This window comes from Corynebacterium ciconiae DSM 44920 (genome assembly GCF_030440575.1).
Taxonomy (GTDB): domain Bacteria; phylum Actinomycetota; class Actinomycetes; order Mycobacteriales; family Mycobacteriaceae; genus Corynebacterium; species Corynebacterium ciconiae.
On sequence record NZ_CP047189.1, the window covers coordinates 1,950,986 to 1,967,218 of the forward strand.

The window sequence follows — 16,233 nt, forward strand, 5'->3', positions numbered from 1 at the left end:
AGCGCTGCGTCTACTGCCCTCAGGATGGCACGGCGGGCGTTTAGTGATACACAGCTATTCGATAGTGCGGGCCGTCCATGCAGGTTACTGGGGTGTGAAAAATTTCGGTGAGAATCTCCTCGGTCATGATTTCTTCAGGCGGGCCAAAATAGCGCACCTCTCCGTTCTGTACAGCGCAGATGTTATCGGCATAAGCCGAAGCGAAATTGATGTCGTGCAGCACCACGATGATCGTGCGGCCTAGCTCGCGGGCAGCGGCGCTGAGGTGCTTCATCATAGAGACCGAATGGGCGATATCGAGGTTATTTAACGGCTCATCCAGCAGCACATATTCGGTGTCTTGGGCCAACACCATGGCCACGTAGGCGCGTTGGCGCTGCCCGCCCGAGAGCTCATCGAGGTAGCGATCCTCGAGCTCAGTGAGCTGGAAGAACTCGAGGTAGCGCTCAATAATTCGCTCGTCCTCCACACTGAGGCGCCCCTTGCTGTAGGGAAAACGTCCGAAGCCTACGAGTTGGCGCACGGTGAGCCGAGTGATGAAGTGATTGTCTTGGCGCAGGATCGACAGCACACGGGCGAGATCCTCCGAGCGGGTGCTAGCGACATCATAGCCAGCTACCGTGATCGTGCCGCTATCCATCCCGAGAAGCCGGCCGATCATGGTGAGGAGCGTGGATTTACCCGCACCATTGGGCCCGACTAGTGCGGTGATGCCGCCGGCTGGGATCTCTAGGTCCACCGGCCCGATCTCAGTGTCCGAACCATAGGTTTTGCAGACAGAGCTCAGACGAATCATAGGGTGCCTTTCTTCAAGATCACGGTGAGAAATACCAGCCCGCCAACGAGTTCGATGATGATGGACACCACGCCCTGGGCGTAGAAGATGTGGTTCATCACGAAGTAAGCGCCTGCAAGAACTACGAAGCCGAGCACAGCAGCCATGGGCAGGATGAGGCGATGGTCGTAGGTGTCCGCAGCTTGATAGGCCAAGGTGGCAACGAGGAAGCCGAGGAAGGTCATGGGGCCAATGAGGGCGGTGGATACCGCCATGAGGCAAGCCACGCAGGTGAGCACCACGATGGTGTGCCGCCGGTAGTTCACCCCGAGATTCGCGGTGGCTTCCTTGCCCAGGCTGAGGACATTGAGCGTTCGGGTTTTCATGAGCAACACACTGGCTGCTACTGCCATCACCGGCACCGCGATGGGTAGATAGGATGCATCGGCGTTATTGACGGAGCCGAACATTCGGGCTGTGAGTAGATCAAACTCGCTAGGGCTGAGCATACGACGCATGAAAGTCGACAGGGAGGCCAACCCTCCGCCAATGATGATGCCGATGAGCAACATCAGCTGCATGTCTCCCCGGTGACCATCGAGTAACCAGCCGTAGAGAAGAAGCGCAAGCACCACCATCACCACCACTTGCACGCCAAACTGCAAGGGGCCGGTAAAAGCAAGCAAACCAGAGACACCGAAGAAATACACCAGGCTGGTGTGAATAGTGACGTAGAGGGCTTCGAAACCCATGATGGAGGGGGTGACAATGCGGTTGTGTGCCACCGTCTGAAAGGCCACTGTGGCAAGCCCGTGGCAGGTGGCTACTATCGCCATCACCGCCACGGAGAAGGACCGTCGCTCGGCAATGAGCCAAAAGCCGCGACTGCCGAATTCCATCGGGTTATCCCACCAGATCAAAAGCAGTGCCAGTGCTGCGGCGAGCATGCTGAGCGCCACCATGAGCACCCAATATCGCCGGGCAGATTGGGCTGAGCCGAAGGCTGGTGTGCGGCGACGAGGCGCGGGATGATCCTGCGGGTGTGAGGGTTGGGATGGCTGCGAGGAGGCGTCGATAAGCGAAAAAGAAGCCATCTAGATTCTGCCCTTTCGGTGTGAGAGAAGCAGGCCGATGAACACAACTGCGCCCACAATGCCGAGCACCACTGAAATTGGGATTTCGAAGGGCATGATGATGAGCCGGCCGATGAGATCGCATACAGTCACAATGCCCACGCCCAGAAGACATACCCATGGCAGATTCGAACGGAGATCATCGCCGCGGATCATTGAGACTACGTTGGGCACAATGAGTCCAACGAAGGGAAGGTTGCCAACAACGACAGTGACCACCCCCGTGGCGAGCGCAATAAGAATGGTGCCGATTAACAGTACGCGCTGGTAATTCACTCCAATGGTGGTGGCCAGCTCCTCGCCGAGACCTGCGGCAGTGAGGCGATCAGCGAGGATCCACACGGCCACGACAATCACAGCGACCAGCCACAGCACCTCGTATTGACCCCGCAGCACCGAGGTGAAACTCCCAGCGAACCAGATGCCAAGCTGTTGCAACATGTCGGTTTGAAGTGCAACAAAAGTGGAGATCGAACTGATCACCGCACCCAGCATGATGCCGACGATGGGCACGATGAGCGAGCTGCGCAGGCTCACTCGGCGCAAGAAGAGAAAAAACACTACGGTGCCGATGAAAGCGAAGATCACCGCCGAAATCATGCGCACCATCAGCGACGGGCTGGGAAATACGATCATCGCGCACAGCAAACCCAGCCCCGCCCATTCCGTCGTGCCCGTGGTCGTGGGCTCCACAAAGCGGTTCTGGGTGAGTAGCTGCATCACCAGACCCGATAGCGCCATCGCTGCCCCTGCCAGAACGAGTGCAATCGTGCGCGGAATACGGGTGATCGCCAGCATCTCTGAGGTGTTATGCACACCAGTGAGAACCGAAACCACCAATAGGCCCGCCACGACCGTGATACCTATGATCAATTTCCATTCCCACATCGAGGAACGGGTACGCCGCCTCGCAGTCTGCGGGTGCGGGCCGTGGCTGGGCTGAGAGGTGGGCTCATCGGCATCCGTGGAGGTCGGGAGAGTCATGGCGGCGGCAACTCCTTAAGGTACGCGGAACACCGTTCACGCGCGCGCCATTAGGTACACGCACAGCGCGCACGAGGTAACGAACGGCTCACACCCGCACCGCTGCAAAAGCGACAGTGCGGGTGTGAGGGGAATGCTATTTCTTCAGTGCCGAGAATTTCTCGGCAAGAGTGGAGAAGAAATCGGTGTAGGTTTGGATGCCTTCGTTGGTGTAGGTGTCATTGTCCATCACCACGATGGCGTCATTCTTGATGGCTGCGACATCCTTCAGCGCCTCGGAGTTAGTGAGAACCTCGAGGGCCGGGGTGTACTCCGGGTCATCGGCCTTGATCGCGGCGTCGCGGTCCATCACGAGCAAGATATCGGGGTTGGCCGCAGCGATCGCCTCCACCGAGATGTCATCGCCCTGATGATCGTCCGAGACGTTTTCCACCTCGAGGGCCGGGGTGAGATCCAAAAGATCAAAAACCGGGCCCAAGGTACGACCGACGCTCGGTGCCACATAACCGATCTCACCGCCGGAAACGATCACGGCCATCACACTGAGATCAGGGTCGTAGGCATCTTTTGCAGCCGCGATAGAGGCGTCGAAGTTCTCGTTGAGCTTCTTCGCATCATCCTCACGCTGGAAAATCTTGCCCAGGTCCGTGATTTGATGCTTGAGCTCCTCGTCCAGCTTCTCCCCCTCCTCGATCTCGTAGTCCAGCACCGTGGCATCGGGCACAAGCTTGGTGATCTCCTCGTAATGGCTGCGGAAACGCTGACCATTGAGCACGAGATCCGGTTCTGCGGCCACGATGGCCTCAAGATCAGGTTCACGGTGGTTGCCCAAGTTCACGATCGAATCATCATCGCGGTAGCTGATGGTGGTGGGGATGATCTTCTGCGGAGCTGCCACAAGCGGCACCTCCCAGTCCTGCAGAGTCTCGAAGATCCGGTTGTCCGTGGCCACTACCCGCTGGAGATCTACCGGCACTTCGTGCTCACCGTATTGATCGGTGACACTGACGGTGCTCACCCCCTCGGCGGTGGCGGAGCTTTCCGCCGCGGAGGAAGAGGAGGAAGAACCGCTCCCCTCCCCTGTGGCACAGCCGGCGAAGGTCAGCGCGGCAATGGCGCTGAGGGCAGCGAAGCGAATCTGCTTCTTCATGAGGTCAGTCGTCCTTTCATCAAGGGCGGCCGGTGGCACGCGGTAGCTAACCACGGCTGGGGCAACACCCAGTCGGTGCGGGCGAGTCTCACCCGACGTGACAGCGAAATGTCGAAGCCCTGCCGCCCATCGACACACGCCCATCGGCAAACACGCTTCGACCTAAGGCAAGGGTAACGTAAACCCCACCCCAATCCTAGGGTTTGCTTAGCGTTTGCTCAGTAAGCTATGCCTTAGCTGCCAAAACAACCTCTCACCTAGTGCGTGTGCGCTACCCCCACACGGGTAGGAGTCGGCCTCGCCCCCCTCTCGCCCCCAAGGATCCCTCCCAGCAAACGTCGCCCGCAGGATCCAACCCGCGGCAGACATGATCCGCAGGATCCGGCCCTCGGTGGATGCATAACGCTCGAACTCGCACCTCCCGCCTTCGCCCCTTACACAGCACAACGCCCACCTAGGCCCATGGCACGATCCCCAATTATTAAACAAGGACCGGCCTAGTGGCCGAGGTGGGCGCTAGATCGAGCTGCGAGGCGGCGATTTTCTACCGACCCCCAGCGCGCGGGACACAACTGCGAGCACTCCGCCGCAGACCCCCTGCGCGCGGCGCCATGCCGCACTTGAGGAGCTTCGCCAGCGAGCACTCCGCCGCGCGGTTTATTTCCTCACGTAGAGCCGCAGGGTGACATCGGCGGTGATGGCTGCAAAGCCCACGCCGATGAGCGCGATCACGGGCGCGAGCACCCACACGTGCTGGTCGAGCACGGGCGCAATAATGTGCGAGGAGTAGAGGTCGGACAGTGCCTGGTCCACCACGAGTTTCTTGCCGGCGAACAGCCCAGCAACGGCGAGCACAGAGCCGATGAACGCCGCAAAGACAGCCTCCATGATGAACGGCGCTTGGGTGTACCAGCGCGAGGCTCCGACGATGCGCATGATCTTGGTTTCCTCACGCCGGTGGTAGGCGGCCAATTGCACCATGTTGGCAATGAGGAACACTGCTGCCACGGCCTGCACGGCGGCGATGAGGAAGGTGGCGTTTCTAATCGAGTCGAGGTTGTCCGTGGCGGCGCGCACATCATCGTTTTGGTCGATAATGGCGATGACCTGATCTTTGTCACGGATGGGATCCAGCGGCGAGTCGTCGAGCGGATCGGTCAACTGCACATGCAGCGCAGCCGGCAGCGCGTCCTCGCTGGTGGATTCCACCAGTTGAGGGTCGGTGTCTTTAAACAGCTCCACGAAGCGCTGGTAGCTATCAGAGCGGGAGCGGAAAGTAACTGATTCCACGCCCTCGGCCCCGTCGAGCGCTTCACGAACCTCCTTGCAGGCGTCGCTCTCACAGGTGGGGTCGTTGGCCGAGATGTCATCGTCGAATTGCACGATGGTTTCCACTCGGTCGAGGTAGATGTCCTTGGTGCGTTCGGTCATGTTGGTCACCAGAATGCCGGTGGCGAGCAGCGCCAGCGAGATCGCGGTGGTGATGACGAGCGCGATGGTCATGGTGATGTTGCGGCCTAAGCCTTGCAGGGCTTCGCGCAGCACGATTCCAAGCCTCATGATGTTGTCTCCTTTTGTATCCCGCTGCTACTAGTTGCCTTCGCCGTAGACGCCGCGGACGTCGTCACGGACGAGCTTGCCTAGGTCTAACTCGATCACGCGACGGCGCATGGCATCCACCGCGCCGGCATTGTGGGTAGACATCACCACGGTGGTACCGGTCTTGTTGATGCGGTTGAGCAGCACCATAATGTCCGAGGAGGTGTGCGGGTCAAGGTTGCCGGTGGGCTCGTCGGCCAGCAGCAACAGCGGCCGGTTCACAAAGGCGCGCGCGATGGCGACGCGCTGCTGCTCACCACCGGAAAGCTCGTTGGGCATGCGGTTGGCCTTGGCCTCAAGACCAACCATTTCGAGGGTTTCGGGCACGAGTTTCTCGATGGTCTTTCGGTCCTTGCCGATCACTTCGAGCGCGAAGGCTACGTTGTCATAGACATTCTTCTTCGGCAGCAGCTTGAAGTCTTGGAAGACAAAGCCGATTTTGCGCCGCAGCTCGTTAATCTTCTTCCCGCGCAGGGCGTTGACGTGGAAGTCGTCGAAGTATATATCGCCACTCGTCACGTCCTCTTCGCGCACGAGCAGCTGCAGGAAGGTGGACTTGCCCGATCCTGACTGTCCGATCAGGAAGACAAATTCGCCTTTTTCAATCTCGAGGTTGATATTGTCCAACGCTGGGCGCGTGGAGGTCTTGTATGTCTTAGTTACACCATCAAACGTGATCACATGAACCACCCTAGTTCCCAACAGTCACATTGAAAACTCTGCTGTTGGCTGGTGTTAAAGTCTGCGGCTTCGTCACGAGCACGAGCTTATCGACGCTCACCTGCGTCAATTCCACGCCTCGCCCGAGGCTTTAATCCTCTTCGGTGTCGCGCCCGACTCGCCAGCGAATGCCAGCCTCAAGCAGATCGTCGATATCCCCATCGAGAACCTTGGAGGGATCATTGACTTCGAAGTTCATCCGCAGATCCTTCACCATTTGGTAGGGGTGCAGCACATAGGATCGCATCTGGTTGCCCCACGAGGCATTGCCACCAGCGCCGAGGGCTTCCATCTCGCTGCGCTCTTCTTGACGCTTGCGCTCGAGCAGCTTGGCCTGCAGCACCCGCATGGCCGAAGCTTTGTTTTGGTGCTGCGATTTTTCATTTTGGCAGCTCACCACGATTCCGGTGGGAAGGTGCGTCAGCCGCACCGCAGAGTCGGTGGTGTTCACGCTCTGCCCGCCAGGGCCTGAGGAACGAAACACGTCGACGCGAATCTCGGAATCGGGCACATCAATGTGGTCGGTCTTTTCCACCACGGGCAGAACTTCCACCTCGGCGAAGGAGGTTTGGCGCCGCCCCTGGTTATCGAAGGGCGAAAGGCGCACCAAGCGGTGTGCCCCCTGCTCCACCGACAGGGTGCCGTACATGTATTCGCCGTGCACGACGAAGGTGGCAGATTTAATACCGGCTTCTTCGGCATAGGAGATGTCATAGACATCCACCTTGTGCCCCTTCTTGTCGGCCCAGCGGGTATACATCCGCATGAGCATCTCTGCCCAGTCGGCGGCATCCACCCCGCCCGCACCGGAGCGAATATTAATCACGGCCTCGCGGGAGTCGTACTCGCCCGACAGCATCGTGGTCACTTCGAGTGATTCGATCTCCTTCTGCAGCGACTCCAGCTCCTCGTTGGCTAGATCATCGGGTTCGCCTTCTTCCTCGGCGAGCTCGTACATCACCGGCAAATCGTCGACACGCTGCCGCAACTGGGTGAGCTTTTTCAGCTGGGCCTGCTTATTCGACAGCTCGGTGGTGACAGCCTGGGCGTGATCAGGATCGTCCCAGAGCGAAGGATCGGCGGCCTTCATTTCCAGCTCGCGCACGGCATCGCTCAACCCCACCGGGTCGAGCACCTTCTCGATGGTGCTCAGGGTGGAATCAAGGCTCGCATGCTGGTGCTGAATCTCGGGGCGCATAGTTGTTCATTCTTGCATATTGGGCGGGCACCCTGAGCGTGCTCTCCCCCACCAAGCGGCACTGTACTCACCCACAGGCAGCAGACAAGGCACAATGGTGGACATGAGTTCTTTAGCTGAGATGATCTCGTCTGTCACTAATACCTTCGTTGTGGCCCAACAGGACCGCTCTGATGAGCAGTTAGCCCAGGCGCTGGTGTACAACGCCAGCCGCCTGGCTTGGCGGATGCGGGAGGTGGGTATCACCACCGAACGCAAGACCAGCGTCTCAGATGTGGTCACCGAGGCCGACCGCGCCGCCGAAAGCTTCGTCTCCGATGCGCTCAAGGCACTTCGCCCCGAGGATGGGGTGCGCGGCGAGGAGGGCAGCTCCCGGGAATCCAGCTCCGGCCGCTATTGGGTGATCGATCCCATCGACGGCACCTTTAATTTCTCCCGCGGCTCGGATTATTGGTGCTCGGCTCTGGCATTGGTCAGCGGCGACCCCGAGAATCCCGAGCGCGTGCACTTTGGGGCAGTGCACCGTCCCGACATGGGCTACACCTGGTTTGGCGGCCCAGAGATCCCCACCACCCGCGATGGCAAGCCACTGACTGAACTCAGCGATGCTGATATTGCCTCGATTCCCCTGGCCACCTATCTCCACCCCACCTATGTGGGCAATGCCGAGGTGGCCGGCGCGTGGCAGGCGGTGGCACAACTGCCGTCTACGATCCGCATGTGGGGCGCCGGCAGCGTGGATCTGGCAAGTGTCGCCGATGGCACGATGGGGGCGTGGATGCAGCACTCTGTGCCCTGCTGGGATTGGCTTCCCGGCCGTGCCCTCGTGGAGGGCATCGGCGGCGCCACCGCCCAAGTGGAGGCAGGCGGTGTGCTCTGGTCCATCGCTGGTAACTCCCAAGCTGTGAAGCAGATCCGCGCCGCATTGCAGGCTTAACGCCCCCAGAACCTTCATTCATCTACTAAGGAGTCAGTAGTGCCAACTTATGCCGAGGATCTCGCCCTTGCTCTCGAGCTTGCGGACATTGCCGATGGCATCACCACCGATCGTTTCCACGCCGCCGACCTTAAGGTGGAGTCTAAGCCTGATCTCACTCCGGTCTCCGATGCAGACACTGCCTGCGAGCAGGCCTTGCGCGAGCGTCTTAGCACCGATCGCCCCCAAGACAGCATCCTGGGCGAGGAGTTCGGTGGCGACTACGAGGTTGCTGGCCGCCAGTGGGTGATCGACCCCATCGATGGCACCAAGAATTTTGTCCGCGGCGTACCCGTGTGGTGCACCCTTATTTCTTTGCTTGTCGACGGCACCCCCGTGGTCGGAGTGGTCTCGGCCCCAGCTCTGAGCCGTCGCTGGTGGGCTAGCTCTGGGCAGGGAGCATGGACCCAATTCCAGGGCGCTTCACCGCGGCGCATCGAGGTTTCGCGGGTCTCGAATCTGGCGGATGCATCGGTGTCCTTTTCCTCCCTTGCCGGCTGGCAGGAGCGGGGCCAACTCGAGGAGTTTGTGCGCCTGAGCGAGGACACTTGGCGGCTGCGCGGCTATGGGGACTTCTTCTCTTATGCCCTCCTAGCAGAAGGGGCGGTGGATATCGCCCTCGAGCCTGAGGTTTCCCTCTGGGATCTGGCCGCGCTCAGTGTTCTCGTCACCGAGGCCGGCGGGCGTTTTAGCTCCGTCGATGGCGAGGACGGCCCTCACGGCGGCAGCGCCCTAGCCACCAATGGCCTCCTCCACGAGGAGCTCCTCGGCCGCTTTGCCCGCTAAACCGCACTAAGGATCCGCCAGACAGTTCAACGCTCCCACCCACCTCCTTCTGATTCTTGGAGGGCGGGTGGGAGCGTTGGTGTCTCACGCGCCGCTGCGGCGCAGCGGGCTCTGCGGCGCTAGGCCAGCTCGATCAGCGACTGGCCGCCTTGGACGGCGTCGCCGGCATCTACGTTGATGGCCGCCACGGTGCCGTCGGCGGGAGCGGTCACCTCGGTTTCCATCTTCATGGCCTCGAGAACCACGAGCACCTGACCGGCGGAGATCTCCTCGCCCTCGCTGACGAGCACCTTGCTGACCGAGCCGGACAGCGGCGCCACGACGGCATTAGCGGAGACTCCCTGCACGGAGGCGGTAGCCGGCTCGGCGGACGGCGACGAGCTGCCGCCGAACACGATCGGGCCTAGGGTGCGCTTGTCTTCTTCAACCTCAACGTCCACGCTGTAGGCGATGCCGTTGACGGTAACTTTCAGTTTCATGATGCTTATACCTTTAACAACTTGATCTACAGGTGAGCGGAACGGGTTTGGATGACCTGGCGGCCTTGGTGTGCCCAGGTGCGGTGACGCTGGAAACGCACTGCCTTGACCTTGCCCTTGTTGCCCAAGTAGGCCGACACTGCGGCGCTAATGGCAAAGAGCACATCCTCGGGGATGTCCTGGTCGGAACGGGCCCTGAGCTCTTTGACCTCGTCCTCCAGCGCGCCAACTCGGGTGTTGAGCTTCTGGATGAGCTGGTAGAGCTCCTCGTTGCTTTTCGGTTTCATACTTAGACCTTCTCCCTCGCTTCGTTCGCGCCGCTGGCCTTAGGCCGGGCCCAGGCCGTGCTTCTTGAACGGGCGGGTAACACGCTTGTTGCGGAGCATCTCGAGGGCGTTGGCGATCACCGCGCGGGTATCGGCCGGGTCGATGATGTCATCCACCAGTCCACGGGAGGCGGCCATGTACGGGGTGGAGAAGGTGCGCTTGTACTCGGCCACCATCTCCTCACGCTTGGCCTCGGGATCTTCGGCGTTGGCGATCTCCTTGCGGAAGACCACGTTCACCGCCCCCTCGGCACCCATGACGGCAATCTCTGCGGTGGGCCATGCGAAGACGCGATCGGCACCCAGATCCTTCGAGCACATCGCCAGGTGGGCGCCGCCGTAGGACTTACGCAGCACCACCGTCACCTTCGGCACCGATGCCGAGGAGTAGGCGTAGAGCATCTTCGCTCCGTGGCGGATAATACCGCCATGCTCCTGCGCCACACCGGGCATGAAGCCTGGAACGTCCACGAGGGTGACCAACGGGATGTTGAAGGCGTTACAGAAGCGGATGAAGCTCGAGCCCTTGTCGGAGGAGTTGATATCCAGCACACCAGAGACCACATTGGGCTGGTTGGCGATGATACCAACGGTGCGGCCCACCATGCGGCCGAAACCGACCACCATGTTGCGAGCGAAGCCCTCTTGGACCTCGAGGAAGTCACCGTGGTCCACGATGCGGGCGATTACCTCGCGCACGTCGTAGCCCTTCTTGCCCTCCACAGGCACGATGTCGCGCAGCGACTCGTCCGGCTCCACCACGGGATCGGGATCAACCACCGGCGGCTCTTCGGTGTTGTTCTGTGGCAGGAAGCTGAGCAGTTTCTGGGCAATCAGGATGGCTTGGTCATCATCGTCGGCCACAAAGTGAATATTGCCGGCCTTAGCCATGTGAGCATCGGGGCCACCGAGCTGCTCGGCGGTGACATCTTCGCCGGTGACCGACTTGATCACGCCAGGGCCGGTGATGAACATATTGGCCTTGCGGGTCTGGATGATGAAGTCCGTGAGCGCCGGCGAGTAGGCGGCACCACCAGCGCAGGGGCCAGCGATGATGGACACCTGCGGCACCAAACCCGACAGGGTGACGTTTTCGTAAAACACCTTGCCGTAGCCGGAAAGGGAATCGATACCCTCTTGCACGCGGGCTCCGCCCGAGTCGTTGATGAACACGAAGGGAGTACCGGTCACGCCGGCCTCGCGCATGGTTTGCGCCACCTTATTGGACTGGGTCTCACCGGCGGAGCCGCCCATGACGGTGAAGTCCTGGGAGGCGACGTGTACCAAGCGGTCGAAGACCACACCGGTGCCGGTGACCACACCATCTGCCGGGGCGTTGGCCTTATCCATCCCGAAGTGGGTGGTGCGGTGCTTGGCAAACATGCCAGTTTCTTGGAAGGTGCCCGGATCCAGCAGCTTCTCGATGCGCTCGCGGGCGGTAAGCTTGCCGCGCTCGTGCTGCTTTTCTAGACGGTCCGCTCCTCCACCCAGGGATACGCGCTCGCGTTCCTCGGCAAGGTGGTCGAGGCGTTCTTGCATTGTTGGCTCGTGAGTATCAGCCATTGTTTACTGCTTTCCTCTTCTCGTACGTGTCTACGTGGCCCGCGCTGATTAAGCGGGCTCCACCTTGACGGTCTCGCTGCGGCCACCGACGGTGACTCGGTAGCTGATGGGCTCGCGCACCGCATTGGCGGCACCGGACGCAGCCTCTGCTTCCTTCTTCATCTGTTCCTCGGTCTTGCCCACATTCTTCGGGCCCTCGTGGCGGGTCTTAAAGAAGCCGGGCGCCACAGACGGGAATAGCGCGTTGGTCAACACGTCCTCATCGGTGCCGTTGAAGCCGTCGAGCTCCTCGGCGGCGGCGGTGAGCTGATCCCACTCCGGCTCGAGCAGATCGGCTGGGCGGCAGGTGATGGGTTCCTTCTTGGTCTGCTCCTCAGCCTGCTTGATCAACTCGGGGTTACGCTCGCCGATGCACTCGCCGTAGTAGCCGAGCATGAGATCAGCGAACTCCGCGGTAAGCACCTTGTAGCGCCCCATGAGCACGTTGAACACGGCCTGGGTGCCGACGATCTGAGAAGACGGGGTAACCAACGGCGGGAAGCCGGCATCCTTACGTACGCGCGGCACCTCCTCCATCACCTCGTCGATGCGGTCGCCCGCACCCTGGGCGGTGAGCTGAGACTCCATGTTCGAGAGCATGCCGCCGGGAATCTGCGAGAGGAAGATGTTGGTGTCCACCAGAGTCTTGGACTCGAACTCCTTGTACTTCGGGCGGACCTTCTTGAAGTGGTCACGGATGGCGATGAGCTTGTCCATGTCCAGATCAGTCTCGTAGTTCGTGCCCTCAAGCATTTCCACGAGAGACTCCGTCGGGTTGTGACCCGGGCCGAGAGACATCGAGGAAATGGCGGTGTCGACCACATCGGCCCCGGCCTCGATGGCCTTCATCAGGGTCACCATGGTGACACCAGTGGTGGAGTGGCAGTGCACGTTGATCTGCGTGTCTTCGCCGTAGGTCTCCTTAATGCCGCGGATGATGTCATAGGCCGGCTGCGGCTTGAGCAGTGCAGCCATATCCTTCAACGCGATCGAATCTGCACCCATGTCCAACAGGCGACCCGCCTGCTTGATGTAGCCTTCCACGTCATGCAGCGGGGAGACGGTATAGCAGATGGTGCCCTGGGCGTGCTTACCCACGTTCTTGACCGCCTTCATGGCGTGCTCGAGGTTGCGCGGATCGTTCAACGCGTCGAACACGCGGAAGACATCCATGCCATTTTCGGCAGACTTCTCCACGAACTTATCCACCACGGTGTCCTCGTAGTGGCGGTAGCCGAGGAGGTTCTGGCCGCGCAGCAGCATCTGCAGGCGCGAGTTCGGCAGCAACTTGCGGAAGGTGCGCAGCCGCTCCCAGGGGTCTTCGTTCAGGAATCGAATGCAGGCGTCATAGGTTGCGCCGCCCCAGCACTCCACGCTCCAGAAGCCGGCCTGGTCCATCTCTTCGCAGACATCAACCATGTCTTCCATGGCCAGACGAGTTGCAAACAAGCTCTGGTGCGCGTCGCGGAAAGCGACTTCGGTTACGCCAATTTTTTGTGGGCTCATACTGCTTCACCCTAGTGGGATTTCCGCCCTAACGCAGATCAATTGCCATGAGTGAACGGACACGATGGCGCAGGAAACCCACATAGAAATGTGGGAGAGTGCCTGCAATCCCCCTACCCCCACCCCAGTTGTGAGCGAAAACAAATGAACCCCACAAAACCGGACATTCGTCCCATGTCTTTAAATACATGAGCCCGCACACAGATGCCCGTCTATGTGTGAGCAATGTCCCACCTTTGAACGGCGTTCATGTTACGGCTCCGTAACTTATGGGGGTGGCGCAGCTCCCTCCAGGCACACAAAACCCCGACCCGCGCACCTGCACAGATCGGGGAGAAGTGAAACCTAGAAGGCTTTACTCAGCACCGGGGAAGGTGAAGTCGCCGAAGCTGATGAGATCGTCAGAACCCCAGTCGGTGGAGAACTGCTGGCCGTCAGAACCCCACTCGGTGGAGAACTGAGCGCCGGAGAAGTCAAGCTGCTCAGGAACAAAGTTCGGAGCGAAGGTAGGCAGGGAGCTACCGGCCTCGACGTACAGGTCCTTGATCGGGCCCTCAACGATTTCCTGGATCTGAAGAACGAAAGACATACACTGACTCCTCTTGGTCTGTAGCCACCGAGTGACTGCTGTTTACGTGCACAACAAACACTAAGAGACTGCCAAAATGATTGCAATAACTTTCCCTGCGTTAACCACCAGTTCACCTCGGTTATCTTCAGGCTGGATTCAGACTTTCCTCAGGAAACATTTCCAATAGCCCAGCTAAACCACTGATTTTCGGTGTCACAGCACACACCCACCCGGCCCGCAGGAGCCCTCGAGGGCCACATCCCACCCCCTCCTAGGCCACCCCCTCCATCCACCCCCATATCCCTCGGCGCACCATCCGATTGACACCACCTATCGTCTATTCCCACCCTTTCCCTCTTGCTTACGCCGCCGCTTTCTTTATCGATTCCTCCACCTAATTGTTCGCAGGAAGCGCTGTTTCAGCGCCATACACTGCAGATTTTTCCCTGTAGACCAATAGTTTTCGCCCCTCACAATCGCGCCCCTAAGACGCATCCAGAAAACAAAGGGTTACCTCAGCAGCAGCGTTAGCCACACAGGTGATTATTTTTCTGCCGCTCACCCACGCCGGACACCTGCCACCTCCCCGCTGTCCGAGTGGGGGCTGAGGATAAAGCGCCTAAGCGTGCGCTGAGAAACTGGCGTGGATGTTGGCAACGAGGAGGCGTCTATAAGCGCCTACAAAGAAACACCGCCCATACACAAGCATGGGCGGCGTAAGACAACGGCGAGCGCTAGAGGCGGCGGAAAGGCTTGATCAGCACACTGGGGTGCGGGTGTCTTGAGAGGTATCGCTACGCCCTTGGCCGTGTCCCTTGGTTGTGAGTACCACGTACTCGGTATCACCGTCATACGCGGGGACGCTGAGTTGTACACGGAAGGAGCCATCCTCCCCCATGGGAGCCGTGCTGGGCATACTGCTTGCCATGGAGGCCATGGCCGCGGGATACACCCACCAAGTGGAGCCGGCTTCCATAAAGTCCTTGTTAGGATCGGCGCCGACGAAGCTGTCGGAGTGCCCATAGAATCCCGGCACGGTGGAGGGCGCGATCGCGACGTAGATTCCGGGGCCACTCGTAGCAAATCCCGAGCCGCCGATCGTCACCTCACCACCCTCCCGGGCTGCGGTGCTGACCGTCACCATGGGTGTCGAGTCAGCATGGGCTGCCGGTACGGCCATGCCCGATAGGAGGAGTATGAAACCGAAGAACAGGCTCACTATCTGCCTGTGCGTCGTTGTGACCATGCGAGGTCCTTTCATCGAGGGAGAATGTCAGACCTCACTATAAATTAGGTTAGGCTCACATATACTTAGTTAGGTGTCTATGCTATCCCACCCATCCACTCCGACCGCGCTATGAGCATGTGAATTTTCCCCCACACACTGGCACAACAGCATGGCGCACGCCCACAGAGCGACAACCCCAGCACCACCATCCCTGCCACTACTGTGAGCACAATCGCAGCACCGCACAACCCCTTGGCTAGCCACCGCTAGCGACAGCCTGCCACCGCTACTTCGCGTAACTATTAGAAACTCGTCGGTCCGCTTGTCGACCAGGATGTGCGGGCACCGGTGCCGCTGGGTCGGGATAGCCCATGGCCACGATCACGGCCACACTGCGATCCTTCCGATCTCCAAGGCCGATGATGTCCTTGATAGCGTGTTCATCCCATCCCGTAGTCGGGTTAGTGACCAAGCCTTCGGCTTGAGCCGCAATCAGTGCGGTGCCGGCCGCGAGCGTGGCGTCGATAATCGCTGCCTTGACACGCTGTTGCTCGGTTTGTTGCTGCTTATAGTTGCGCACATAGTCGGCCTTTGCCCCAAGAATCTCCTCGGCATCCTCCGGCCACAACTCACTACGCCCCACAAACACTAGGACTGCTGGGGCGGCAGCGAACTGCGGTTGCCCGGAAGAGTCAGTTAGCGCCTGCCGAAGCGCCGGGTCAGTCACCACCACAACATCGCGCAGCTGCAGGTTGAAGGCACTAGGGGCCTCCAAAGCTGAGGAGACCACTCTGTCCAGCACTGCATCTGGAATCGGAGTATCCGCGTACGTGCGCACCGTACGACGCTGCGCAATAAGAGAATGAACAAGAGAAGACGTATTACCCATGCCCACTACAACAGTGAATGGGGGCTGTTATTCCGCACTCCCGCCCTGTAGGGCGGGCTGCTCGCTGCGCTGCTGAGCTAGACCGTCTGGTTCGCCGGTCTAAGGAGACTACCTGTGCTTCTTGTGCCCCTCTCCCCGCTTACTGACGCATTCCTGGATGTCTCCATCGCCGGTGAGCCTGTCTCCGCTGCGCAAAATGGCGGCTTCCTCGCCGCGCTCACCGACCTCGTCGCGGGCCAACTACTCGGTCCACATCATCGCTGAACACGCACACACCCCTAGCACGTCTCGTACCCGCTCTGCACGTCCAC

General features: G+C 60.1%; 17 protein-coding genes. 3 read left to right on the plus strand and 14 right to left on the minus strand.

What is annotated here, in order from left to right:
• Positions 1-40 precede the first annotated feature (40 nt).
• From CCICO_RS08555 to prfB, 7 genes are all read right to left on the minus strand, one after another.
• Positions 41-796 carry an iron ABC transporter ATP-binding protein gene (locus CCICO_RS08555; protein WP_018020187.1) on the minus strand — a complete coding sequence of 252 codons (756 nt, stop codon included), beginning with the start codon at positions 794-796 and terminating at the stop codon, positions 41-43.
• Positions 793-1,869 (minus strand): iron chelate uptake ABC transporter family permease subunit, encoded by a 1,077-nt coding sequence (locus CCICO_RS08560; protein ID WP_018020186.1) that lies wholly within the window; start codon positions 1,867-1,869, stop codon positions 793-795. The genes CCICO_RS08555 and CCICO_RS08560 overlap by 4 nt, the downstream gene beginning before the upstream one ends.
• Positions 1,870-2,892 carry an ABC transporter permease gene (locus tag CCICO_RS08565; protein ID WP_018020185.1) on the minus strand — a complete coding sequence of 341 codons (1,023 nt, stop codon included), beginning with the start codon at positions 2,890-2,892 and terminating at the stop codon, positions 1,870-1,872.
• Positions 2,893-3,028: 136 nt separating this feature from the next.
• Positions 3,029-4,042, minus strand: coding sequence for a siderophore ABC transporter substrate-binding protein (locus tag CCICO_RS08570; protein WP_018020184.1), 1,014 nt, complete (start codon positions 4,040-4,042; stop codon positions 3,029-3,031).
• 657 nt (positions 4,043-4,699) lie between these two features.
• Complete coding sequence (gene ftsX, locus CCICO_RS08575) at positions 4,700-5,602, minus strand: permease-like cell division protein FtsX (RefSeq protein ID WP_018020183.1); 903 nt, start codon at positions 5,600-5,602, stop codon at positions 4,700-4,702.
• 30 nt (positions 5,603-5,632) lie between these two features.
• Positions 5,633-6,322: a cell division ATP-binding protein FtsE gene (gene ftsE / locus CCICO_RS08580; RefSeq protein ID WP_018020182.1), complete on the minus strand. Its 690-nt coding sequence runs from the start codon at positions 6,320-6,322 to the stop codon at positions 5,633-5,635.
• A gap of 130 nt (positions 6,323-6,452) precedes the next feature.
• The gene (gene prfB / locus CCICO_RS08585) at positions 6,453-7,559 is read right to left on the minus strand and encodes a peptide chain release factor 2 (protein ID WP_018020181.1); all 1,107 of its coding nucleotides are present in this window, start codon (positions 7,557-7,559) and stop codon (positions 6,453-6,455) included.
• 94 nt (positions 7,560-7,653) lie between these two features.
• On the opposite strand from prfB, the gene CCICO_RS08590 reads away from it, so the two are divergent.
• Both CCICO_RS08590 and hisN read left to right on the plus strand, forming a co-directional pair.
• Positions 7,654-8,496 (plus strand): inositol monophosphatase family protein, encoded by an 843-nt coding sequence (locus CCICO_RS08590; protein WP_018020180.1) that lies wholly within the window; start codon positions 7,654-7,656, stop codon positions 8,494-8,496.
• Positions 8,497-8,535: 39 nt separating this feature from the next.
• Positions 8,536-9,321 carry a histidinol-phosphatase gene (gene hisN / locus CCICO_RS08595; RefSeq protein WP_018020179.1) on the plus strand — a complete coding sequence of 262 codons (786 nt, stop codon included), beginning with the start codon at positions 8,536-8,538 and terminating at the stop codon, positions 9,319-9,321.
• A 119-nt stretch (positions 9,322-9,440) separates the two neighbouring features.
• Here hisN and CCICO_RS08600 read toward each other — a convergent pair whose 3' ends face one another.
• The 7 genes from CCICO_RS08600 to CCICO_RS08630 form a co-directional block, all read right to left on the minus strand.
• Positions 9,441-9,800, minus strand: a complete 360-nt coding sequence (locus tag CCICO_RS08600; protein WP_018020178.1) for a biotin/lipoyl-containing protein — start codon at positions 9,798-9,800, stop codon at positions 9,441-9,443.
• Positions 9,801-9,826: 26 nt separating this feature from the next.
• Positions 9,827-10,087: a hypothetical protein gene (locus CCICO_RS08605; protein WP_018020177.1), complete on the minus strand. Its 261-nt coding sequence runs from the start codon at positions 10,085-10,087 to the stop codon at positions 9,827-9,829.
• A gap of 39 nt (positions 10,088-10,126) precedes the next feature.
• Positions 10,127-11,689, minus strand: coding sequence for an acyl-CoA carboxylase subunit beta (locus tag CCICO_RS08610; RefSeq protein ID WP_018020176.1), 1,563 nt, complete (start codon positions 11,687-11,689; stop codon positions 10,127-10,129).
• A 48-nt stretch (positions 11,690-11,737) separates the two neighbouring features.
• Positions 11,738-13,234 carry a methylmalonyl-CoA carboxytransferase subunit 5S gene (locus CCICO_RS08615; protein WP_018020175.1) on the minus strand — a complete coding sequence of 499 codons (1,497 nt, stop codon included), beginning with the start codon at positions 13,232-13,234 and terminating at the stop codon, positions 11,738-11,740.
• Positions 13,235-13,589: 355 nt separating this feature from the next.
• On the minus strand, positions 13,590-13,823 hold the full coding sequence (locus CCICO_RS08620) for a hypothetical protein (RefSeq protein ID WP_018020174.1): 234 nt from the start codon (positions 13,821-13,823) through the stop codon (positions 13,590-13,592).
• Between the two features lie 739 nt (positions 13,824-14,562).
• Positions 14,563-14,985: a hypothetical protein gene (locus tag CCICO_RS08625; protein WP_301354526.1), complete on the minus strand. Its 423-nt coding sequence runs from the start codon at positions 14,983-14,985 to the stop codon at positions 14,563-14,565.
• Positions 14,986-15,319: 334 nt separating this feature from the next.
• Positions 15,320-15,922: a nitroreductase family protein gene (locus CCICO_RS08630; RefSeq protein WP_040357821.1), complete on the minus strand. Its 603-nt coding sequence runs from the start codon at positions 15,920-15,922 to the stop codon at positions 15,320-15,322.
• A gap of 114 nt (positions 15,923-16,036) precedes the next feature.
• Between CCICO_RS08630 and CCICO_RS08635 the strand changes: the two genes are divergently transcribed.
• Positions 16,037-16,186 carry a hypothetical protein gene (locus CCICO_RS08635; protein WP_018020171.1) on the plus strand — a complete coding sequence of 50 codons (150 nt, stop codon included), beginning with the start codon at positions 16,037-16,039 and terminating at the stop codon, positions 16,184-16,186.
• Positions 16,187-16,233 lie beyond the last annotated feature (47 nt).